The following is a 21,816-nucleotide window of genomic DNA, read 5'->3' on the forward strand; positions in this document are numbered from 1 at the left end:
ACACGACGGGAGGTCGCGAGTGGGCTGGCTCGACCGGGTCGATGACCAGGTTGACGCCCTCACGCACGCCCGGGCGTTGCAGGAGGCCAGTCGTTCCGCAGAGTCGTACACCCTGCTGGAGCGGGTGATCCGCACCACGACGGACCCGGCGGCGCGAGCGGACGCGATGGTGCAGCGACTCTCCGCGCTGATCAATCTCGGTCGGACGGCGGAGTTCACCCGGGCCATCGAGGAGGCCTCGGCGGCGGTCCGCGACCTCGCCGAGCCCTATCTGCACGGGCACCTCAACGCACTGGCCGCGCTCGCCGCGCACCACCAGGGCGCACTGGACCGCTGCGTCACCCACCTGGTGAAGGCCGCCCGGGCGCTGGGCGCCGTGGAGGACCCGGACCGGGACACCGCCTGGGGCTGGCACGACCTCGCCATGGCGTACAGCTACCTCAGCTTCCACGGGTACGCCCTCGGGGCGATCGAACGCGCCCGCCAGCTGGGGCTGACCGCCGGGATCCCGGAGGAGACGTTCGCCGCACCGGGCATCCGGCTCCGCAACGCCGTGGCGCTGGACCACAACGGCGACAGCGACGGCTGCCTGCGCGTGCTCCGGGACGTCGCCGCCGACCTGGCCCGGTTCATGCACGCCGGAAGGGCCGGCCGGCTGCGCCCCAGCAGCCTCGCCGCGTACGGCTACGCGGCCGCCAGGCAGGCCGCGCTCGGCGACCGGGTGGAGTCCGGCGGAGACGGCGATCCGTCCCGGCTGCTCAGCCACGGCGGGGACAGCGCCCGCGCGCGCGACATGCGTCAACTCGGGCAGGTCTGCCTGGCCGTCGCCGCCGGACGGCCGATCGAGGCGGTCACCCGGCTGGACTCCATCCGGGTGTCCACCGAGACGCTCGGCTCGGCCGAGCCGGCCCGGCTGCGCAGCATCGCACTGGCCCGGGCCGGAGACCACGTGGCGGCGCACCGCGCCGACCGGCTGGCGTTCCGGCTCGCCGCGCAGCGCAACGACCGGCTGCGCGACGTCTACATCGACGGCATCGCCGCCCGGATCGACCACGAGGAGATGCGCCGCGAGGCGGCGCGGTTCGAGGGCGAGGCACTGACCGACCCGCTCACCGGGCTGCCCAACCGGCGGCGGCTGGAGCGGTACATCACCGCCGTCGTCACCCGCGGCGAGCGGGTGGTGATCGGCGTCTGCGATCTGGACGGCTTCAAGGCCGTCAACACCCGGCACGGGCACCACTCCGGCGACCTGGTGCTGCAACGCGTCGCCGGGGTGATCAACCGGGTGATGCGGCGGGGCGACTTCGTGGCCCGTTACGGCGGCGACGAGTTCGTGGTGGTGCTGCCGGACACCGGCATGACCGAGGCCGCCGAGGTGGCCCGCCGGATCGAAGCGGCGGTCCGCGCCGAAGACTGGGAGTCACTGGTGCCGGGGACCCCGGTCGGGGTGAGCATCGGCTTCGCCGAGGTCTCCGGCGGACGTGGTCTGCGCGACGCGCTCAGCGTCGCCTTCGAGGAGGCCGACCGGGAGATGCTGCGAGCCAAGAGCCGCCCGCGCGCGAGCTGACCGGGGTCAGCGGCGGGTCAGCTCGGTGTCGCCGGCCAGCCGCGCGGCGCGGTCGGCCTCGGTCAGGGCGTCCAGCACCCCGTCCAGCTCGCCGGCCAGCGCCAGATCCAGGTTGTACGCGGTGTAGCCGATCCGGTGGTCGGTGATCCGGTTCTGCGGGAAGTTGTAGGTGCGGATCCGCTCCGAGCGGTCCACCGTACGGATCTGCGCCTTTCGGGCGTCCGAGGCGGCGGCGTCGGCCTGCTCCTGGGCGGCGGCGAGCAGCCGGGCCCGCAGGATCCGCATCGCCTGCTCCCGGTTCTGGAGCTGGGACTTCTCGTTCTGGCAGGACACCACGATGCCGGTCGGCAGGTGGGTGATCCGCACCGCCGAGTCGGTGGTGTTCACCGACTGGCCGCCCGGGCCGGACGAGCGGAACACGTCGATGCGCAGGTCGTTCTGGTCGATGGTGACGTCGACGTCCTCGGCCTCCGGCAGCACCAGCACCCCGGCGGCGCTGGTGTGGATCCGGCCCTGCGACTCGGTGACCGGGACGCGCTGCACCCGGTGCACGCCGCCCTCCCACTTGAGCCGCGACCAGACGCCGTTGCCGCCCTCCGGGACGCCCTTGGTCTTGATCGACAGCGAGACGTCCTTGACCCCGCCCAGGTCGGAGTCCTGCGCGTCGATCACCTCGGTGACCCAGCCGTGGCGCTCGGCGTACCGCGTGTACATCCGCAGCAGGTCACCGGCGAACAGCGCCGACTCCTCGCCGCCCTCACCGGCCTTGATCTCGACGATCACGTCCTTGGCGTCGTGCGGGTCGCGCGGGATGAGCAGCTCGGCGAGGCGCTCCTCCAGGACCGGCAGGGACGCCGCGATCGCCTCGGTCTCGGCAGCGAAGGAGGGATCCTCGGCCGCCAGCTCGCGGGCCGCGGCCAGGTCGGCACGCGCCTGCTCCAGCTCACCGGCAGCCTTGTGCAGCGGCACCAGCTCGGCGTACCGACGGCCGACCCGCCGCGCGGTCGCCTGGTCGGCGTGGATCGCCGGATCGGCCAGCCGCTTCTCCAGCTCCGCGTACTCGTCGAGGAGGCCGGCCAGACGCTCGCTGCTCATGCTGCGGATGCTCCTTCGAGGGTGCGGCGCCGGCCGGGCCGGACCGAGTGCCGGTCGCCGGCCGGAAAAAGGGCGGAATACGGACGGCGCCCGCATCCGGTCGAAAACCGGACGCGGGCGCCGAACGAGGAGCTACTTGGCCTTCTTGGCCTGAACCTTGGCGTACTTCTGCTGGAACTTCGCGACCCGGCCGGCGGTGTCGAGAACGCGCTGCTTACCGGTGTAGAACGGGTGGCAGGCGCTGCAGGTCTCGACGTGGATCGCCCCGCCCTTGGCGGTGCTGCGGGTCGTGAACGTGTTGCCACAGGAGCAGCTGACCTCGGTGGTCACGTACTCCGGGTGGATGTTTGCCTTCATCTCGCCTCGGTCCTCTCGTTGGTGGTCGCCGGGTCGCCGTCACCGCCCGTCGCGCCGTGCGCGACGGGCTCGGGCGTGAACCGGAACCGGTGGCCGATTGACCAGTGTGCCATGGGCCTGAGCCGACCCGTTAATCGGGCCGCACACCTCGTCCGGCATCGTCAACACGTGCCTCCCCATCCGCATTCCCGCCGCCCGGCCGGGCATTCACCACTCGGCGGGCCGCCGCCGAGTATCCCGTCGGGGGTACGCCCACCGAAGCCGGAGGGGAGCTGATGACCCGCCTGATCGCCACCCGGGGCCTGCCGGCATCCGGCAAGACGACCTTCGCCCGGACCCTCCAGCCGTCCGTGGTCCGGGTCAACCGCGACGACCTGCGCCGGATGCTGCACGGCGAGCGGCTCTTCACCCAGTGGGCGGAGGCGCAGGTGACCACCGTGCAGCGGGCCCAGGTCGAGGCGCTGCTGCGGGCCCGGGCGGACGTCTGCGTGGACGACACCAACCTGCGCTCGCGGACCCTACGGGACTGGGCCGAACTGGCCGCCCGGTACGGCGCGGAGTTCGAGGTGCACGACTTCACCGACGTGCCGCTGGCCGAGTGCCTGCGCCGCGACGCCGCCCGCCCGGAGGCCGACCGGGTCGGCGCGGACGTGATCTGCCGGCTGCACGAACGCTACCTGGAGGGGCGGACGCTGCCGTTGCCGGTGCCGCAGGCCCGCACCGGACGACCCGCCGCCGTGCACCCGCCGTCGGCCGAGCCACCGGAGATCGTCCTGGTGGACATCGACGGCACCGTCGCGCTGGCCGTCTCGCGCAGCCCGTACGACATGACCCGGGTGGGCGAGGACCAGCCGAACCCGGCGGTGATCGCGGCGGTCCGAGCGATGCACGCCGCCGGGTACGGGGTGGTCTTCTGCTCCGGGCGGGACGCCTCGGCGCGGGCAACCACCGAGGCGTGGCTGGCCCGGCACGTCCGGGTTCCCTACCTCGGCCTGCACCTGCGCGCCGTCGGCGACTCCCGCAAGGACTCGATCGTCAAGCGGGAGATCTACGACCGGGAGATTCGGGACCGCTACCGGGTGGTCGGCGTCTTCGACGACCGCGCTCAGGTGGTCCAGATGTGGCGCTCCCTCGGCCTGACCGTCTTCCAGGTGGCCGACGGCGACTTCTGAGGCGAAGGAAGGGCCCCTTCCTGTGCACGAGGCGATAAGAAGGGGCCCTTCCTTGCACTCAGTGGGCGGTGGGCTTGATGGTGGCGTTGGCGACGACGCCGTTGACGGTGACCGTGAGGCGGATGGGAGCACCTGAACGCAGCGCGGTCAGGGTGCCGGTGGCCGGGTCGAAGCGCGCGACGTGCCACGGGCGTACCCCGGCCGCGGTGCCGATGTGCACCCCCGGCGAGCCGGACCAGTCCGCGCTGACCGGGGCGGCGATCGGGACGGCGCGCCCACCCGGCTGGGTCAGCGTGGCGGTGACCGACGCCGGGACGCCGACCGCGACGCTGGCCGGTGCGCTCACCGCGAGCCGGTCCACGTGCGCGTGGAACTCCGCGTCCACCCAGCGGGCCCCCTCGGCGAGCGGGTCACGCCGGGCCCGGTCGGCCTCGGCCGGGGTGACCGGATCCACGCCGAACTCCGTCCAGCCGGTGAAGCCACCCTGGTCCGCCGGGGTGGACGGCGTCTTGCCCGAGTTGCCGTTGATCACGTACGGCACCCCGTCCACCCGGTCGGCGTGGAACGTGCCGACGTGCCCGCCCACGAACAGCGCGCCCTTGCCGGTGCGGTGCTGGAAGTCGGCCAGCCACTGCTCCAGCAGCGCCGCCTCCTTGCGGTCACCGAGCTGGCTGGCCTGCGCCGGGCTGGGGTCGCGCGGCGGGTGGTGGTGCAGGACGACGACCGAGCCGACCGACCGGTCGGCGGCCGCCGTGTCCAGCGTCTCGCGCAGCATCCGCACCTGGTCGAAGCCACCGCCGCGCAGCGTCCCGGTGGACGAGTTCAGGGTGACGAACCGGGTGCCGGCATGGTCGAAGACCCGTGAGGTGGCGCCGAACGCGGCCTGGAAGTTGCTGATCGGGGCGCCCATGATCTCGTGGTTGCCGGGCACGTAGTACCAGGGCAGGGCGTCGCCCAGCTCCTCGTCGAGGATCCGCTTCGCCAGCGCGAAGTCGGCCGGGTAGGCGGTGTCCACGAAGTCGCCGTTGATCAGCAGGAAGTCGGGCCGGGCCGCCTTCACCTCGCGCAGCGTCCGCCGGGCCTGTGCGACCAGGTCACTGTCCGGGTCGGCGGCGACGAACTGGGCGTCGGACAGCACCGCGAACCGCCAGGGTGCGCCGTCCACGGTGCCGTCGCGGACCACCACCCGATCGGTACGCGGCGCCACCGCCGGCACGTCGACCGTGGGCGGCACCTTCGCCACCAGGTCGTCGATGATCACCTCGCTGGTGTACTGCGCGGCGGCGTTGGTCTCGGCCACGTAGAACCGGCGCACGCGCACCGGGTACTGCACCCCCGCCGGCACCGCGAACTCCACGTACCGCCAGCCGGTCCAGGTGATCAGCGGGCCACGCAGCACGTGCTGGGTGTCCTGGGCGTCGTGCAGGTGCAGGCTGGGCCACTCACCGGTGCCGTTGCCGTGGATCCACATGCCGAACGCCTGCGGCTGGCCGGGCACCTCGATCCAGGCCGGCGGGTCCGCGTACGCGGCCCGGGTGCCGGTGGACTGGCTGAAGTCGTACGACATCCGCAGGCCGGTGCCGGTGTGCCCCGGCGCCGGCGCGACCGAGCCGCTGGCCCGGGCCTGGCTGAACCGCCAGGACGCGGCGTCGTCGAAGCCGGCCACCGGGACGTCGGCCAGCCCCACGGTGACCGGCAGGATGGTGCTGTGCCGTCCGACGTGGACGGTGACGAGACCGGAGCCGGTCTCACGCAGCGCGGTGACGGCGAGGTTGCCGTCGTCGGTGGGGGTGATCCGCAGCAGGTCCCGGTCGTAGTCGAGGGTCAGGTCGGCCGGCGCGATCGGTGCCGTGTTGCCCTCGGCGTCGTAGCCGACCACACCGACCAGGGCGTTGCCGTCCCGGCCGGTCAGCCCGACGCGCTCCACTGTGGAGTCGATCCGGGCCAGTGGGCCGAGCACCGTGAGGCCCAGCGAACCGGTTGCGCGACCGCGCGCGGCGGTGACCGTGCTGGCCCCCGGCGCGCCGGCGTGGAACACCCCGTCGCGGTCGACCCGGCCGTGCGCCGCCGAGGTCACGCGCCAGGTCGGCGCGCCGGCCGCCGGACCGTACGTCTCGTCGTAGCCGGCCGCGGTGAGGGTGCGGGTGAGGCCCGGGAAGACGCGGTCGGGCCGGCCGCCGCGCACCGGTGAGACGCCAGGAGCGGCGGTGGGGTCGCTGGCGGTCTCCACCCAGTAGCCGGTGAGCCGGCCGCTGCCCTTCGGCGCGTAGATGGCCAGGCCGTTGGGCACGGCCCGCTCGCTGCCGTCGGAGGGGGCGTTCTCCACCTGCACGGCGGGGGCGCCCGGCTCACGGGCCAGCAGGGTGGACGAGCCGCCGCCGTCCAGGTTGAGCGCGTGGTGGGCGCCGAGTTCGGCCATCATCCGGCCCATCTCGGTCTGGGTCACGCCGCGGCTGTCGACCTGCCGACCGTCCACCGTCAACATGATCATTTTTCGACCGTCGGCGGTGAAGCCGACCGCCGTGCGCGGCGCCAGCGTCGGGTCGGCGATGCTCTGCACGACGCCGTCACGCACCAAAACCTCGCCGCCGCCGACTGCCGCGCGCAGGCTGCTGCCGTCGGACGGCTTCGGCTGCCAGGCCACCGTCACCGGGTCACCGGCGCGGAGCCCGGCCAGGGCGTCCGCGCCGGCGTCGCGACCGAGCAGCACCGTGCTGCCGGCGAGGATCGGGCCCTTGCCGGCCGCGCCGGCCACCGCGGCCACGCGGCCGCCGGTCACGACGACCTCAACGACCCGGGCCGCGCCCGCGACCGCCCGCTCCCGGGGGTACGTCCCCCAGAGCTCGGTGAACGCGCCGATGCCGTCGGCCTGCACGATGTTGTTGAACTGCGTCAACGGCACCGGCCCGGTGGGCAGGGTGGCGCTGCCGTCGAAGTTCACCTCGATCACCCGACCGAGCCCGTCCGCGGTGACCGCCACCGCGTTGCGGTGCCCGCTGACCGCCGACTGGATCAGCTCGCCGTCGCGGATGCCGATGCCCTGGGCGGCGCCGGAGTTGTTGATGTCGAAGAAGTCGCCGTTGACCGCGGCCACGGCGCGCGAGCGGTCCACCGCCCCCCGCAGCGGCTCGGCCCGGCTGACGGCCCCGGAGTTGACGTAGTCGACGGTGGCCCCGCCGGCGAGGTCGGTGGTGAGTGCGTCGGCACGCAGCCAGCCCTCGGCGTCGTACCGGTCGAAGGAGGTGAGTTGCACGCCCGGCGCGACCGGCCGGGTGGCCTTGGTGGTCTCCAGGCCGCCGGCCGGCTCCAGTCCGTCTGCGGCGGCGGTCGAGGCGGTCGCGGTGGCCGGGTCGGCGGCCAGACTGACCGAGCCGGCCGACCGGGACGACGCGGGCGGCGCATCCTCGGCGATGGTGGACGGGGCCACGGGGGCCGCGATGGACGGTGCCGGCCGTGCGGCTGTCGCCGGCACCGGACCAGCCAGGACGAGCAGCGGCGTCAGCAGCAGGACGCCGGTGCGGCGGGCGGATCTTCTGCGGGTACGCATGGACCACAGTCAACCGGATAGTGAATAGAAGTTTCAAGACGCACCACCTGAACCGAAGGAAAACTCCACCCTCGTCGGCTCTTTCGTCGTCGGCTCTTCCCGCGTCCGTGCCGCCGCCGGCCTCTCCCCGCGCCCTTTGCTCTGCTTCACCGGGCGCAACACTGTGAGGCCCGACTGTTGCGTATGTGTAAGCAGCGCAAAGGGCTCGGATGGACATGACGAAGGGGCACGGCCGCCTGGCCGTGCCCCTTCGTATCGGTCATCCGAGGGTGGTTACTCCCCCGGCGTCGACTTCGCGATCTGCATCAGGAACTCGATGTTGGTGCGGGACTGCTTGAGGCGGTCCAGCAGGAGATCCATCGCCGCCTGCGAGTCCAGCGAGTGCAGCACCTTCCGGAGCTTGTGGATGATGGCCAGCTCCTCGGGTGCGAGCAGGACCTCTTCCTTACGGGTGCCGGACGGGTTGATGTCGATGGCCGGGAAGGTGCGCTTGTCAGCGATCTTCCGGTCCAGCTTCAGCTCCGCGTTGCCGGTGCCCTTGAACTCCTCGAAGATGACCGTGTCCGCCATGGACCCGGTCTCCACCAGCGCCGTGGCGATGATGGTCAGCGAGCCGCCGTTCTCGATGTTGCGAGCCGCGCCGAGGAAGCGCTTCGGCGGGTAGAGGGCGGTGGAGTCGATACCACCCGACATGATCCGGCCGCTGGCCGGCGCCGCCAGGTTGTACGACCGACCGAGCCGGGTCACCGAGTCGAGCAGCACGACCACGTCGTGCCCCAGCTCGACCAGGCGCTTCGCCCGCTCGATCGCCAGCTCGGCCACCGTCGTGTGGTCCTGCGGCGGACGGTCGAACGTGGCCGCGATGACCTCGCCCTTGATCGACCGCTGCATGTCGGTGACCTCTTCAGGCCGCTCGTCCACCAACACCACCATCAGGTGGCACTCCGGGTTGTTCCGGGTGATCGCGTTCGCGATCGCCTGGAGCACCATCGTCTTACCGGCCTTCGGCGGCGACTGGATGAGCGCTCGCTGGCCCTTGCCGATCGGCATGACCAGGTCGATGACCCGGGTGGTCAGGATGTGCGGCTCGGTCTCCAACCGCAGGCGCTCCTGCGGGTAGAGCGGCGTGAGCTTGTAGAACTCCGGCCGGCGCCGCGCCTCCTCCGGCTCCATCCCGTTGATCGTGTCCAGCCGCATCAGCGGGTTGTACTTGTCCCGCCGCTGGTCGCCGCTGTTGCCGCCCTCACGGGCCGCACGCACCGCACCGGTGATCGCGTCACCGCGGCGCAGGCCGTACTTCTTGATCTGGGACATCGAGACGTACACGTCGTTCGGGCCGGCCAGGTAGCCGGTCGTCCGCACGAAGGCGTAGTTGTCGAGCACGTCAATGATGCCGGCCACCGGGACGAGCACGTCGTCCTCGCTGACCTGCGGCTCGCGCCCACCGGTGTCGCCACCGGTCTCAGCACGCTCACCGCGGCCGCGCCGACGGTCCCGGAAGCGGCTGCGCCGGCCACGCCGGCCACCGCCCTCGTCATCGTCGTCGTTGTCGCGCTCGGCGCGCTGACCACGGTCGTTGCGGTCGCCCCGATCGTTGCGGTCGTTACGGTCACCACGCTCGTTGCGCTCGGCCCGCTCGCCACGATCGGAACGCTCCGGCCGGTCGTTGCGCTCGCCCCGCTCGGCACGCTCGCCCCGGTCGTTGCGCTCGCCCCGCTCGGCACGCTCGCCCCGCTCGGCACGGTCACCCCGCTCGGCACGCTCGGTGCGCTCCGGGCGCTCGGCACGTTCGGTGCGCTCCGGGCGCTCGGTGCGCTCGGCACGCTCGGCACGCTCCGGGCGCTCGGCCCGGTCCCGGCGGTTCTCGCTCCGCTCGGTCCGCTCGCCGGCCTCCGCCTCGTCGGTACGCGCCTCAGTGGTACGCGCCTCCGCCGCGGTGGTCCGGCTCCGCCGGGTACGACTGCGGCCCTCGGTCTCGGCGGCCGGCTCGGCCGGCGCCTGGTCGGTGCGTCCCTCCGCCGCCGGACGGTCCACGGTTTCCCGCACCTCCTCGCGTGTCGGAGCGGCCGCGGCCGCGACCTCGGCCCGCGGTCGAGGGGTACCGGCGGCATTGCCGCCCTGCCGCTCGGAGATCGCGGCGATCAGCTCGCCCTTACGCATGCGAGCCGTGCCGGAGATGCCGAGCGACGCAGCCAGGCTCTGCAGCTCTGGCAGCAGCATCGCCGACAGACCGGTGCCGCTGCGCCGACGACGGGCGGGAGCGGCGGTGGTGGCATCGCCAGCGACGTTGGAAACATCCGACGTCACGTCGGTGGTGTCGCTCAATGGATTCCTTCCCTCGATAAAGGCCGGGACTGCCCGGAGTCGGACTCAGGTGGCCGGGCGGCCTCGGTGCACCCGCCTCGCAAGGACGCGTCGCGGGAGTCTGTGACACAGCAGCCGGTCGGTTTCCCGACTCACCAAAGGTCGGTGAGCAGGTCTCGCCGTCTGCGGCGACCTGTGGAAACTGCGGCGCGGCGTGGGCCTTTGGCAGGGGTGACGGGCTGACCGCCGAGAGCTTCGGGGGTGCGCCGCCCCGCAGGAGATCGCGTGCTTCGCGGCTGTGCTAGGCCTAGAGCGTAATCAACTCTTCCGACCTGCGGCAACAGGGTCCCGCTCGGCGTGTCCAAGTCTACCCCGGGCAACCCGCGCACCGCTGACGTCTATCGGTAACTGCCAGATCTCCCAGTCTGTTCCCAGCCGGAAGCTCGGCGGTAGCTCGCTGAGCGCCAGCACGGTCGGCCCCGCCCCACTGACAACAGCCGCCACACCGGCCGCTCGCAACGCGTTGACCAGGGCCGACGTGCCCGGCATCCCCGGAGCCCGATAGTCCTGATGGAGGCGGTCGACGGTGGCGGGCACCAGCAGCGACGGGTCCGCGGTCAGCGCGTGCACCAGCAGCGCCGCCCGCCCGGCGGTCAACGCGGCGTCGCCATGCGGCACGGTGGCCGGCAACGCGGCCCGAGCGGTCGCGGTCAGCCCCCGCTCCGCCGGCACGAAAACCGTCGGCCGCACCCCGTCGGCGACCGCCAGGGACACCGCGCGAGCGCCGGTCGGCTCGGACCAGGCCAACGTGAAGCCGCCGAGCAGGCACGGCGCGACATTGTCGGGATGACCCTCGATCTCGGCGGCCAGCCGGAGCACGGCCGCCGCGTCCAGCCGGTGCTCCCCATCGGTGACCAGGGCTCGGGCCAGCAACACACCGGCGACGATCGCGGCGGACGAGGAGCCCAGCCCACGCGCCTGCGGGATCCGGTTGACGCACTCCACGACCAACCCCGTGGGCTGCGCACCGAGCACGTCGAAGGCGGCCCGCATGGCGCGCACCACCAGGTGCCGGTCGTCGTCGGGCAGCTCACCGGCACCCTGCCCGGTCACCGTCACCCGAACCCCGCCCGGCGTCACCTCGGAGGCCAGGTCGTCGTAGAGCCCGAGGGCGAGACCCAGCGCGTCGAAGCCCGGGCCCAGGTTGGCGCTGGTCGCGGGGACCCGGACCCGGACCGGCCCGGCGCTGAAGTTCGTCGGCACGGGCTCATGCTAGGGGTCGGCACCGACGATCCGGTCCGACGCCCGCAGCGTGGGAACCGGCGAGCTAGCCGGCCGGGTCCGGAACCGGTTCGGCGGCCGGGTCGGTGAGCGAGAGCCGGCGGGTGGCGATCCGCCAGCCGACCGCGTACACGAGGGTGACCAGCCCGCAGCCGGCCAGCACCACCCGCTCGTCCACCACGTCCACCACCAGGGCCACCGCCAGCTGGCTCACCGAGATGGCGAGCGTAGCGAGCATCATGTCGGTGGCGAAGACGCGACCACGCAACCGGTCCGGCACCTCGCCCTGCAGGGCGAAGTTCGACATCACCCAGTTGCTGCCGCCCGCGAAGTGCGCCACGAAGACCAGCAGCAGCACCAGCGGGAACCAGCGGACCACCGACGCACCCAGGTAGGACAGGCCGTACAGCGACATGGACAGCGCGAGCCCGGGCAGCAGCCACGACCGGTTGGTCAGCACCCGACGCATCAGGATGGGCCCCACCAGGGCCCCCGCCCCGCGTACCGCGAAGAGCAGGCCGGCGCCCAGCGAGCCGACCCCGTACACGCTGGCGAGCAGCGGAAACACCGTCAACACCCCGTTGCCCAGGCCGACCGCCGACTTCACCGTGACCAGCGCCAGGACCCGCGGCCGGTGCCCGATGTAGACGAGCGCCTCGCGTACCGCCGGCCAGGTCCGCTGGGCCGGAAGGTCGACGTCCCGGGGCGCCTGCAACGGCCGGCGGATCCGCGCGGCGAGGCCCGCGGCCAGCGCCAGGCCCACCGCCGCCACCCAGAAGCAGGCGTACGGGCCGACGGCCGAGCTGAGCACGCCGCCGAGCGAGGCGCCGACCACGGTCATGGTGCCCCAGGCCGAGCCGGCCACCGCGTTGCCGGCGGCCAGCTCGTGCGGTTCCAGCACGTTGGGCAGCGCGGCCTGGGCGGCCGGCGAGTAGAACGCCTTGGCGACCGCGACCACGCCGATCGCCACCAGCGCCAGCCACGCCGTCCCGGCGTCCCGGACGCCGAGCAGCAGCAGTACGCCCGCCAGCGCCGCCACGTTCGCAGCGATCATGACCTTGCGCCGGTCGAACCGGTCGGCCACCGTGCCGGTGTACGGCAGCAGCAGTGCCACGATGCCGGTGTCCACCGCCAGCACCAGCGCACCCCAGACCCCGCTGCCGGTCAACTGGGGCAGCAGCACCAGCAGCGGCACCATGACGAACCAGTCGGCGCCGAAGACGACCAGCTCAGCGAGGAAGAGGTTGCGAAAGCTCCGGTTGCCGGTCAGGACCGACAGGGTGGACGTCACGTAGCGCGACGCTACCCGGTCGACAGCACTCGATACCGTCCGCGAGCAGCGACGACCGGCCCGTTCGGAACCGTTCAGCGCGCAGGGAGCCGGAACGCCCCCGGCAGGTGAACCCGCCGGGGGCGTTCCAAGGTGCCGGTCCGACTACTCGGTCGGCTCGGTGGGGGGCAGCGGCGAGGTGCGGCTGCGGGGCAGCCGCAGCACCTCGAACTGGTCCGTGCCCTCCACCAGCGCGCCCGACGGCGCGGGCCGCCCTGCCTGCCGCGCACCCTCGGCGTGCGTCGCCGCCGGTGCACCGGACGGCACCGCCACCTTGTTCGGGCTGGCCGGCTCGGCGGTCTCCGGGTCGGTCGGCCCGGTCAGCGGCGCATCGCCGGAGCGCCGCCGGCGGCGCCGCTCCCGCAGCGACTCCTTGGTGTGTTCCACCATCGTGTACAGCGTCGGCACCAGGATCAGCGTCAGCAGCGTCGAACTGAGCAGTCCACCGATCACCACGACAGCCAGCGGCTGGGAGATGAAGCCACCCTCGCCGGTCAGCCCGAGCGCCATCGGCAGCAGCGCGAAGATGGTCGCGACCGCCGTCATCAGGATCGGGCGCAGCCGGCGCCGGCCGCCCTCGACCACCGCGTCCCGGACCCCCATGCCCTGGGCCCGGTACTGGTTGATCAGGTCGAGCAGCACGATCGCGTTGGTCACCACGATGCCGACCAGCATCAGCACGCCGATCAACGCCGGCACGCCCAGCGGCGTCCCGGTGACCAGCAGCAGGCCGATCGCGCCGGTCGCCGCGAACGGGATGGAGATCAGCAGGACCAGCGCCTGGGTGAGGCTGCGGAACGTGGCCACCATGATCAGGAACACGATCGCGATCGCGGCCAGCACCGCCAGGCCCAGGTCGCCGAAGGCGTCCGCCTGGTCCGCGCTGACCCCGCCGATGGTCAGGCTCGCGCCCGGCACGTCGATGGCGTCCAGCCGCTTCTGCAGCTCCTGGCTTGTCGCGCCCAGGTTCGAGCCGGTCGCCGTGCCGGTCACCGAAACACTGCGCTCACCGTCGATCCGGGTGACCTGTTGCGGCCCCTCGCCCTGGGTCACGGTCGCGATGTCGCCCAGCTTGACCGGACCCACCGGCAGCGCCCGCAGCTCCTCCACCGACACCGGCGGCCGCGTGCCCAGCCGCAGCACCACGTTCTGCTGCTGACCGTCGAGCGTGACCTGGCCCAGCGGCGCCCCGCGGAACGCCTGCGAGACGAGCTGACCCACTGCGGCCTCGGTGAGCCCGACCCGACCGGCAGCGACCCGGTCGACGGACACGTCGACGCGCGGCACCCGGTCGGCCAGGCTGGTGGAGACGTCCTCGACGTCCGGGACCCCGGCCATCGCCGTCCGGGCCGCCTCGGCCGCCCTGGTCAGCACCTCCGGGTCGCTGGCCTGGACGATCACCTCCAGCTGGCTGGTCGAAGCGTCCTGCCCGCCGCCGAAGCTGATCTCGCCCAGCCCGGTGCCGAGGGTGTCGAACTCCTTGCGCAGCACCTCACGCATCTGCTTCGCGTCGGTGTCCCCGTCGAGTGCCACGGACCAGGACGCGACGTTGTTGCCACCGCCGCCGGCCCACGGGTTGTCCCCGCCACCCGCGGTCACCTGGTACGTCTCGACCCCGTCGGTACGCCCGAGCACCGTCTCGACCTGCTTGGCCGCCGCGTCGGTGGCGGCCAGGCCGCTACCCGCCGGCAGTTCCTGCCGGAAGCTGAGCGTGTCCTGACCGGAGTCGTCCAGGAAGTTGGTCTCCAGCTTCTGAGCCAGACCGAAGGTGCCGAAGAGCACCAGCAGGCCGAGCCCGACGGTGATCCAGCGGGTGGACCGCTTGCGGGTGGCGAACCCGATCACCGGGAGGTACGCCCGCTGCAACGGGCTGCGCAGCTCCTTCTCCTCCGCGACGCGCCGCACCGCCTCGTCGTCCGGGGTGCCCCCGCGCGGCTTGAGGAACCAGTACGCCAGCACCGGAATCACGGTCAGCGACACCAGCAGCGACGCGAGCAGGGCCACCGTCACGGTGATCGCGAACGGCGCGAAGAGCTGCCCGACGAACCCGCCGACCAGCGCGATCGGCGCGAACACCGCGACCGTGGTGAGGGTGGACGCGGTCACCGCGCCGGCCACCTCGCGGACGCCGGTGATGATCGCGTGCCGCTTCTCCTCGCCGTACTCCAGGTGTCGTTTGATGTTCTCCAACACCACGATCGAGTCGTCCACCACCCGACCGACCGCGATGGTCAGCGCGCCGAGGGTGAGCAGGTTGAGCGAGTAGTCACCGATCCACAGGGCGATCAGGGCGACCAGCACGGAGAGCGGGATGGAGACCGCGGTGACCACGGTCGACCGCACCGACAGCAGGAAGACCAGGATGACGATGACCGCCATCAGCAGGCCCAGCAGGCCCTCGGTGGTCAGCGACTCGATCGACTTCTCGACGAACGGCGCCTGGTCGAAGGCCACGGTCAGCTCGGCGCCGGAGGCGTCCTTCAGGTCAGCCAGCCGGTCCCGGATCTCGTGCGAGATCTCCACGGCGTTGCCGTCCGGCGCCGCCGTGACCGCGATGCCGAGGCTGTCCTTGCCGTTGGTCCGGGTGATCGCGGTGGCCGGGGCGAGCTGCTGCTCGACGGTCGCCACGTCACCGAGACGGACCGGGGCGGCGCCGGGGGCGACCACGATGCCGCGCAAATCGTCGAGGGTGGCGACCGGAGTGCCGACCTGCACCGGCAGGGCCAGGCCACCGTCGGTCACCGCACCGGCCGGCACCGACACGCCGTTGGTCTTCAGCGCGGTGCCGATCGCGGTCGGCTGGAGCTTCGCCGCAGCCAGCTTGGCCGGGTCCGGGGTGACCACCACGACGTCGTCGCGGGTCCCGGTCACCTCGACCGTACGGACCCCCTCGATGCCCTCCAGCTCCGGCACCACCGTCGCGCGCAGCTTCTCGGCGAGCGCCCGCTCGTCCGCGGCGCCGGTCGCCGCCAGCACCACCGCCGGCAGGTCGTCGGTGCTGCCCGCGATGACCTGCGGGTCGACGCTCTCCGGGAGCTGGGCGTCGATCCGGCTCAGCGCGGTCTGCATCTTGTTGACCACGTCGTCCAGGTCGGTGCCGAACTCGTACAGCACCTGGACGGTCGCCGCCCCCTCGCGGGAGGTCGACGTGACCTGATCCAGCCCGGGAATGCCCTGGAGCGCGTTCTCGATCGGCTCGGTCACCTGCGACTCGACGATCTCGGGTCCGGCGCCGGGATAGGCGGCCACGATGAACGCGGCCGGGAATTCGAGCGACGGCAGCAGTTGCTGCTTCAGCGACGGTACGGCGAACGCTCCGAACGCCGTGGTCACCACCGCGATGAGGGCGACCAGCCCTCGGTTGGCGAGGCTGAATCTGGCGAGCAGCGACATCGGCCTGGCTCACTCCTGAAAGAGAATGCGGGCGGGGATACCCGAAAGTGTGCCTGACTCGATCACCCCCGCCCCCGCCGGACCCCTGCCGTCCCAACGCGGCCGCGTCACGCCCCCACGCCGCCGCCGTGCCGGCTGGCGCGGGCCGCTCAGACCAGATCGAGGGCGCGGGCCGCGGCCAGCGGGTCGTTCGCGATGGTCACCGGGGCCGGCGCGGTCGAGATCGCCCATTCCGGGTCCTTGAGGCCGTGACCGGTCACCGTGCAGACCACCGTCGAACCGGCCGGGATCGCGCCCGCCGCGGCCTGCTGGAGCAGACCGGCCACGCTGGCCGCGCTGCCCAGCTCGACGAAGACCCCCACCTCGCGGGCGAGCAGCCGGTACGCGGACAGGATCTCCCGGTCGGTCACCGCCGCGATCAGGCCACCCGAGGCGTCCCGCGCGTCCAGCGCCCTGGTCCAGCTCGCCGGGTTGCCGATCCGGATCGCGGTGGCGATGGTCGACGGCTCCGGCACCACCTGACCGGTGACGATCGGCGCCGCGCCGGCGGCCTGGAAGCCGTACATCTTCGGCGCCCGGGTGGTGGTGCCGGCGGCGTGCTCCTCCGCGTACCCCATCCAGTAGGCGGAGATGTTGCCGGCGTTGCCGACCGGCAGGCAGTGGATGTCGGGCGCGTCACCGAGCGCCTCGACGATCTCGAAGGCGGCCGTCTTCTGCCCGTGCAGCCGGTCGATGTTGACCGAGTTGACCAGCGCGACCGGATAGTCCTGGGCGAGCTTGGCGGCCGTCGCCAGGCAGTCGTCGAAGTTGCCGTTCACCTGGAGCAGCTTGGCGCCGTGCACCAGCGCCTGGGCCAGCTTGCCCAGCGCGATCTTGCCCTGCGGCACCAGCACCGCGCAGGTCAGCCCGGCCCGTGCCGCGTACGCGGCGGCGGAGGCGCTGGTGTTGCCGGTGGAGGCGCAGATGATGGCCTTGTTGCCGGCCTCGACCGCCTTGGAGACCGCGAGGGTCATCCCGCGGTCCTTGAACGAGCCGGTCGGGTTGGCCCCCTCCACCTTGAGGTGCACGTCGCACCCGATCCGGGCGGAGAGCACCGGCGCGGGCAGCAGCGGGGTGTTCCCCTCGTGCAGCGTGACGACGGGCGTGGCCGCGGTGACCGGCAGCCGGTCCCGGTACGCCTCGATCAGACCCCGCCACATGTCGCTCTCCTCGCCTCAACCGTCGCGCCGACCTGAGGATCGGGTCACCCTGGACCAGCCTGCCGGAGTGACCGGCGGCAGACCCGCGGTTACCCACCTGGCGGGACGAGCGGGCCCGTCCCACCACCGGGTCAACGACTCACACCCCGCCCTCGACCCGCAGCACGCTGGTCACCGACCGCACGATGTCCAGGCCGCGCAGCTCGTCCACGGTCGCGGCGAGCGCGGCGTCGGGCGCCACGTGGGTGACGATCACCAGCTCGGCGTCGCCGTCCCGGCCGGGCGAGCCGCCGGCGGAACCCTGCCGCACGGTCGCGATCGACACGTCGTGCCGGGCGAACACACCGGCCACCGCGGCCAGCACACCCGGACGGTCGGCCACGTCCAGGCTGACGTGGTAGCGGGTCAGCGCCTCGCCCATCGGCCGGACCGCCAGGTCGGCGTACGCGCTCTCGCTGGCCGCACGCACCCCGGCGAGCCGGTTGCGGGCCACCGCCACGACGTCGCCGAGCACCGCGCTGGCGGTCGGCGCGCCACCCGCGCCCCGGCCGTAGAACATCAGCTCCCCGGCCGCGTCCGCCTCCACGAAGACCGCGTTGAACGCGTCGCCGACGCTGGCCAGCGGGTGGCTGCGCGGGATCATCGCGGGGTGCACCCGGACGCTGACCGTCTCCCGGCCGGCCGGGTCGACACCCCGGGCCGCGATGCAGAGCAGCTTGATCGTGCAGCCCATCGCCTGCGCGCTGGCCACGTCCGCGGCGGTCACCTCGGTGATCCCCTCCCGGTGCACGTCGGCGGCGCCGACCCGGGTGTGGAACGCCAGCGAGGCGAGGATCGCCGCTTTGGCCGCCGCGTCGAAGCCCTCCACGTCGGCGGTCGGGTCGGCCTCCGCGTACCCCAGCTCGGTGGCCTCCTCCAGCGCCTCGGTGAAGCCGGCGCCGGTGGCGTCCATGGCGGAGAGGATGAAGTTGGTGGTGCCGTTGACGATGCCGGTGACCCGGTTGATCCGGTCACCGTGCAGCGACTCGCGCAGCGGGCGCAGCAGCGGGATCGCCCCGGCCACGGATGCCTCGTAGTAGAGGTCGCCACCACCCTCGGCCGCCGCGTCGTGCAGCGCCACGCCGTCCTCGGCGAGCAGCGCCTTGTTGGCGGTGACCACGCTCTTGCCGGCACGCAGCGCCTCGACCAGCCAGCTGCGGGCCGGCTCGATGCCGCCGACCACCTCGATCACGACATCCACGTCGTCGCGCTTGATCAGGCCGAGCGCGTCGGTGGTGAACAGGGTCGGGTCGATCGGCAGGTCACCGCGGTCGCGGCCGAGCCGACGGACGGCGATGCCGGCGATCTCCAGCGGAGCGCCGATCCGGGCGGCCAGGTCCGTGCCCTGCTCGTGCAGCAGCCGGACCACCTCCTGGCCGACCGTGCCACAGCCGAGCAGCGCCAAGCGCACAGGTGACGTCATCCAACATCCAATGCGAGCAGGTCCTCTTCGGTCTCCCGCCGGACGATCAGACGCGCCTGGCCGTCGCGCACCGCGACCACGGGCGGCCGCGGCACGTGGTTGTAGTTGCTGGCCATGCTGCGGCAGTAGGCGCCCGTGCCGGGCACCGCGACAAGATCTCCGGGCTGCACGTCGGCGGGCAGGAATTCATCCTTCACCACGATGTCCCCGGACTCACAGTGCTTTCCCACCACGCGGGCGAGCAACGGCTGGGCAGTCGAGGCCCGGGAGGCCAACGTCGCCGAGTACGAGGCGTCGTAGAGCGCGGTACGGATGTTGTCGCTCATCCCGCCGTCCACGCTGACGTACGTCCGGATGCCGTCGAGGTCCTTGACCGTGCCGACCTCGTAGAGGGTGAACACGGCCGGCCCGACGATGGCTCGCCCCGGCTCGATGGAGAGCCTTGGCACGGCCAGCCGCTCGGCGGCGCACTCCGAGTCGACGATCTTGCGGAGCCGCTTGGCCAGGTCCTGCGGAGTGGCCGGGTCGTCCTGGGTGGTGTACGCGATGCCGAACCCGCCGCCCAGGTCCAGCTCGGGCAGCTCCACCCCGCGCGCGTCGCGGATCTGCGCCTGCAGGGCGAGCACCCGACGGGCGGAGACCTCGAAACCGCTGGCGTCGAAGATCTGCGAGCCGATGTGCGAGTGTAGGCCGCGCAGCTCCAGCACGCCCTCGTCGAGGACCTTGAACGCGGCCGTCGCGGCGGCCCCACCGGCCAGCGAGAAGCCGAACTTCTGGTCCTCGTGGGCGGTGGCGATGAACTCGTGGGTGTGCGCCTCGACCCCGACCGTGACCCGGACAAGCACCCGGGGGCGGACGCCCCGCTCGCGGGCCAGCGCGGTGAGCCGGTCGATCTCGGTGAACGAGTCGAGGATGATCCGCCCGACACCGGCGTCCAGCGCCCGGGACAGCTCGGCCACCGACTTGTTGTTGCCGTGGAAGCCGATCCGCTCCGGCGGCATCCCGGCCGCGAGCGCGGTGGCCAGCTCGCCACCGGTGCAGACGTCGAGGTGCAGCCCCTCCTCGTGGATCATCCGGACCACCGCCCGGCAGAGGAACGCCTTGCCGGCGTAGTAGACGTCCTCGGTCGGGAACGCGGACCGGAAGTCCCGGCAGCGTGACCGCAGGTCGTCCTCGTCCAGCACGTACACCGGGGTGCCGAACTCGGCCGCGAGGTCGCGGACGCTCAGGCCCGCGACGGCGAGCGCGCCGTCGGCGCCGCGCGTGACGGTGCGCGGCCACAGCGCCGGCATCAGGGCGTTGACGTCGTCCGGGGTACGCAGCCAGGCCGGCCCTCGGCTGCCGATGTCACCGTGCAGGGCACCAGCCTCGTGAGCGCGCATCAGGTACTACATCCTCTCGGGAGCGGAGACGCCGAGCAGGTGCAGGCCGTTGGCGATCACCGTGCGGGTGGCGTTGTTGAGCCAGAGCCGTGCCCGGTGCAGGTCGGTGACCTCCTCGTCGCCCAACGGCAGCACCCGGCAGTTGTCGTAGAAGCGGTGGAAGGAGGCGGCGACGCTCTCCTCCAGGTAGCGGGCCACCCGGTGCGGCTCCCGCAGCTCGGCGGCGGTGGCCACCACCGCCGGGAACTCGGCGAGCGCCTTGAGCAGCTCGTTCTCCTTCTCGTGCCCGAGCAGCTCGGGGCGGAAGGCCTCGGCGTCGCCCTGGACCAGCCCCACCTCGGCGGCGTTGCGGGCCACACCCGCCGTCCGGGCCGCCACGTACTGGACGTAGTAGACCGGGTTGTCGCGGGTGGCCCGGGTCCACAGCTCGATGTCGATGTCGATCGGGGAGTCGCTGGAGTAGCGGGCCAGCGCGTACCGGGAAGCGTCCACGCCGATCGCGTCGACCAGGTCCTCCAGGGTGATCACGGTGCCGGCCCGCTTGCTCATCCGCATCGGGGCGCCGTCGCTCAGCAGGCTGACCAGCTGACCGATCAGGATCTCCAGGTTGCGCTCCGGGTCATCGCCGAAGCACGCGGCCATCGCCTTCATCCGGCCGATGTAGCCGTGGTGGTCGGCGCCCAGCATGATCACGACCCGCTCGAAGCCGCGCTCCCGCTTGTCCAGGTAGTAGGCGCAGTCCGCGGCGAAGTACGTCCACTCGCCGTTGGACTTGCGCAGCACCCGGTCCTTGTCGTCGCCGAAGTCGGTGGTGCGCAGCCAGGTGGCGCCCTCGGACTCGTAGACCTGCCCCTGCTCGCGCAGCCGGGCCAGGGCGAGGTCCAGCTCACCCCGGTCGTGCAGGTCCTTCTCGTTGAAGTAGGTGTCGAACTCCACCCCGAAGTCGCGCAGCGAGGACCGGATCTCGTCGAACATCAGCGCGACGCCCTCGACCCGGAAGACCTCCTGGGCGGCGGCGTCGTCCATGGTCAGCACGTCCGGCCGACGGGCCTGGACCTCGGCGGCGATCTCCCCGATGTACGCCCCGCCGTAGCCGTCCTCCGGCGCGGCCTCACCCTTGGCGGCGGCGAGCAGCGAGCGGGCGAACCGGTCGATCTGGGACCCGGCGTCGTTGAAGTAGTACTCCGTGCCCACCTCGGCGCCGGTGGCCCGCAGCAGCCGGCTGAGCGCGTCACCGACCGCCGCCCAGCGGACCCCGCCGATGTGCACCGGGCCGGTCGGGTTGGCCGAGACGAACTCCAGGTTGATCTTCTCGCCGGCGAGCCGGTCGCTGCGGCCGTACTCCGCGCCGGCCTCGACGATCACCCGCGCGAGCTGGCCGGCGGCGGCCGCGTCCAGCCGGATGTTCAGAAAGCCCGGCCCGGCGATCTCCACCGACTTGACCCCGGGCGCCCGGCCCAGCTCGTCGGCCAGGGCGGCGGCCAGCTCGCGCGGCGGAACGCCCACCTTCTTGCTCAACTGCAGGGCGAGCGTGGAGGCGTAATCGCCGTGCTCGGGGTTGCGGGGTCGCTCCACCGCCGTACGCTCCGGCAGCGCGGCGTGGTCCAGGCCACGCTCGGCGAAGACGGCGTGGGCAGCGGTGAGGACGACCGAGGCTAGTTCTGCAGGAGTCACCGAACCATGTTATCGGGGGTAGACTCGGGCACTCGGCGGCGACCCTGCGCGTC

13 protein-coding genes are annotated in these 21,816 nt (G+C 72.7%); 2 read left to right on the plus strand and 11 right to left on the minus strand.

The genetic code is table 11. The features are described from left to right. The first annotated feature begins 19 nt into the window (after positions 1 to 19). Positions 20 to 1,567, plus strand: a complete 1,548-nt coding sequence (locus BUS84_RS18040; RefSeq protein ID WP_074314066.1) for a GGDEF domain-containing protein — start codon at positions 20 to 22, stop codon at positions 1,565 to 1,567. Between the two features lie 6 nt (positions 1,568 to 1,573). On the opposite strand, the gene prfA is transcribed toward BUS84_RS18040, so the two are convergent. Beyond that, positions 1,574 to 2,662, minus strand: coding sequence for a peptide chain release factor 1 (gene prfA / locus BUS84_RS18045; RefSeq protein ID WP_074314068.1), 1,089 nt, complete (start codon positions 2,660 to 2,662; stop codon positions 1,574 to 1,576). Positions 2,663 to 2,794: 132 nt separating this feature from the next. Next, a complete protein-coding gene (gene rpmE / locus BUS84_RS18050; protein WP_007464546.1) occupies positions 2,795 to 3,019 on the minus strand; it encodes a 50S ribosomal protein L31 in 225 nt (74 codons plus the stop codon). Positions 3,020 to 3,294: 275 nt separating this feature from the next. Here rpmE and BUS84_RS18055 point away from each other — a divergent pair, with 275 nt between their 5' ends. After that, positions 3,295 to 4,191 carry a phosphatase domain-containing protein gene (locus tag BUS84_RS18055; protein WP_074314070.1) on the plus strand — a complete coding sequence of 299 codons (897 nt, stop codon included), beginning with the start codon at positions 3,295 to 3,297 and terminating at the stop codon, positions 4,189 to 4,191. Between the two features lie 58 nt (positions 4,192 to 4,249). Here BUS84_RS18055 and BUS84_RS18060 read toward each other — a convergent pair whose 3' ends face one another. The 9 genes from BUS84_RS18060 to argS all read right to left on the minus strand — a co-directional run bounded on the left by BUS84_RS18060 (position 4,250) and on the right by argS (position 21,763). Then, entirely contained in the window at positions 4,250 to 7,738 is a 3,489-nt protein-coding gene (locus BUS84_RS18060) for a phosphodiester glycosidase family protein (protein WP_074314072.1), read from the minus strand. A gap of 273 nt (positions 7,739 to 8,011) precedes the next feature. Then, positions 8,012 to 10,063 carry a transcription termination factor Rho gene (gene rho, locus BUS84_RS18065; RefSeq protein ID WP_074314074.1) on the minus strand — a complete coding sequence of 684 codons (2,052 nt, stop codon included), beginning with the start codon at positions 10,061 to 10,063 and terminating at the stop codon, positions 8,012 to 8,014. Between the two features lie 297 nt (positions 10,064 to 10,360). Continuing rightward, on the minus strand, positions 10,361 to 11,305 hold the full coding sequence (gene thrB, locus BUS84_RS18070) for a homoserine kinase (protein WP_074314076.1): 945 nt from the start codon (positions 11,303 to 11,305) through the stop codon (positions 10,361 to 10,363). Between the two features lie 64 nt (positions 11,306 to 11,369). Next, on the minus strand, positions 11,370 to 12,614 hold the full coding sequence (locus BUS84_RS18075; RefSeq protein WP_074314078.1) for an MFS transporter: 1,245 nt from the start codon (positions 12,612 to 12,614) through the stop codon (positions 11,370 to 11,372). Between the two features lie 144 nt (positions 12,615 to 12,758). After that, positions 12,759 to 16,046 carry an efflux RND transporter permease subunit gene (locus tag BUS84_RS18080; protein ID WP_074314080.1) on the minus strand — a complete coding sequence of 1,096 codons (3,288 nt, stop codon included), beginning with the start codon at positions 16,044 to 16,046 and terminating at the stop codon, positions 12,759 to 12,761. Positions 16,047 to 16,195: 149 nt separating this feature from the next. Then, entirely contained in the window at positions 16,196 to 17,245 is a 1,050-nt protein-coding gene (gene thrC, locus BUS84_RS18085; RefSeq protein ID WP_074314082.1) for a threonine synthase, read from the minus strand. 139 nt (positions 17,246 to 17,384) lie between these two features. Further along, positions 17,385 to 18,695, minus strand: coding sequence for a homoserine dehydrogenase (locus BUS84_RS18090; RefSeq protein ID WP_074314084.1), 1,311 nt, complete (start codon positions 18,693 to 18,695; stop codon positions 17,385 to 17,387). A gap of 8 nt (positions 18,696 to 18,703) precedes the next feature. Continuing rightward, positions 18,704 to 20,089 carry a diaminopimelate decarboxylase gene (lysA, locus tag BUS84_RS18095; RefSeq protein WP_074314086.1) on the minus strand — a complete coding sequence of 462 codons (1,386 nt, stop codon included), beginning with the start codon at positions 20,087 to 20,089 and terminating at the stop codon, positions 18,704 to 18,706. A gap of 6 nt (positions 20,090 to 20,095) precedes the next feature. Further along, the gene (gene argS, locus BUS84_RS18100) at positions 20,096 to 21,763 is read right to left on the minus strand and encodes an arginine--tRNA ligase (protein WP_074314088.1); all 1,668 of its coding nucleotides are present in this window, start codon (positions 21,761 to 21,763) and stop codon (positions 20,096 to 20,098) included. Positions 21,764 to 21,816: the final 53 nt, after the last annotated feature.

This window comes from Micromonospora cremea, from assembly GCF_900143515.1.
GTDB lineage: Bacteria > Actinomycetota > Actinomycetes > Mycobacteriales > Micromonosporaceae > Micromonospora > Micromonospora cremea.

Coding starts and splice junctions, on each gene's coding strand:
- BUS84_RS18055 (WP_074314070.1), top strand. CDS start 3,295: ATGACCCGCCTGATCGCCACCCGGGGCCTGCCGGCATCCGGCAAGACG.
- lysA (WP_074314086.1), bottom strand. CDS start 20,089: ATGCGCGCTCACGAGGCTGGTGCCCTGCACGGTGACATCGGCAGCCGA.
- rpmE (WP_007464546.1), bottom strand. CDS start 3,019: ATGAAGGCAAACATCCACCCGGAGTACGTGACCACCGAGGTCAGCTGC.
- BUS84_RS18060 (WP_074314072.1), bottom strand. CDS start 7,738: ATGCGTACCCGCAGAAGATCCGCCCGCCGCACCGGCGTCCTGCTGCTG.
- BUS84_RS18080 (WP_074314080.1), bottom strand. CDS start 16,046: ATGTCGCTGCTCGCCAGATTCAGCCTCGCCAACCGAGGGCTGGTCGCC.
- thrC (WP_074314082.1), bottom strand. CDS start 17,245: ATGTGGCGGGGTCTGATCGAGGCGTACCGGGACCGGCTGCCGGTCACC.
- prfA (WP_074314068.1), bottom strand. CDS start 2,662: ATGAGCAGCGAGCGTCTGGCCGGCCTCCTCGACGAGTACGCGGAGCTG.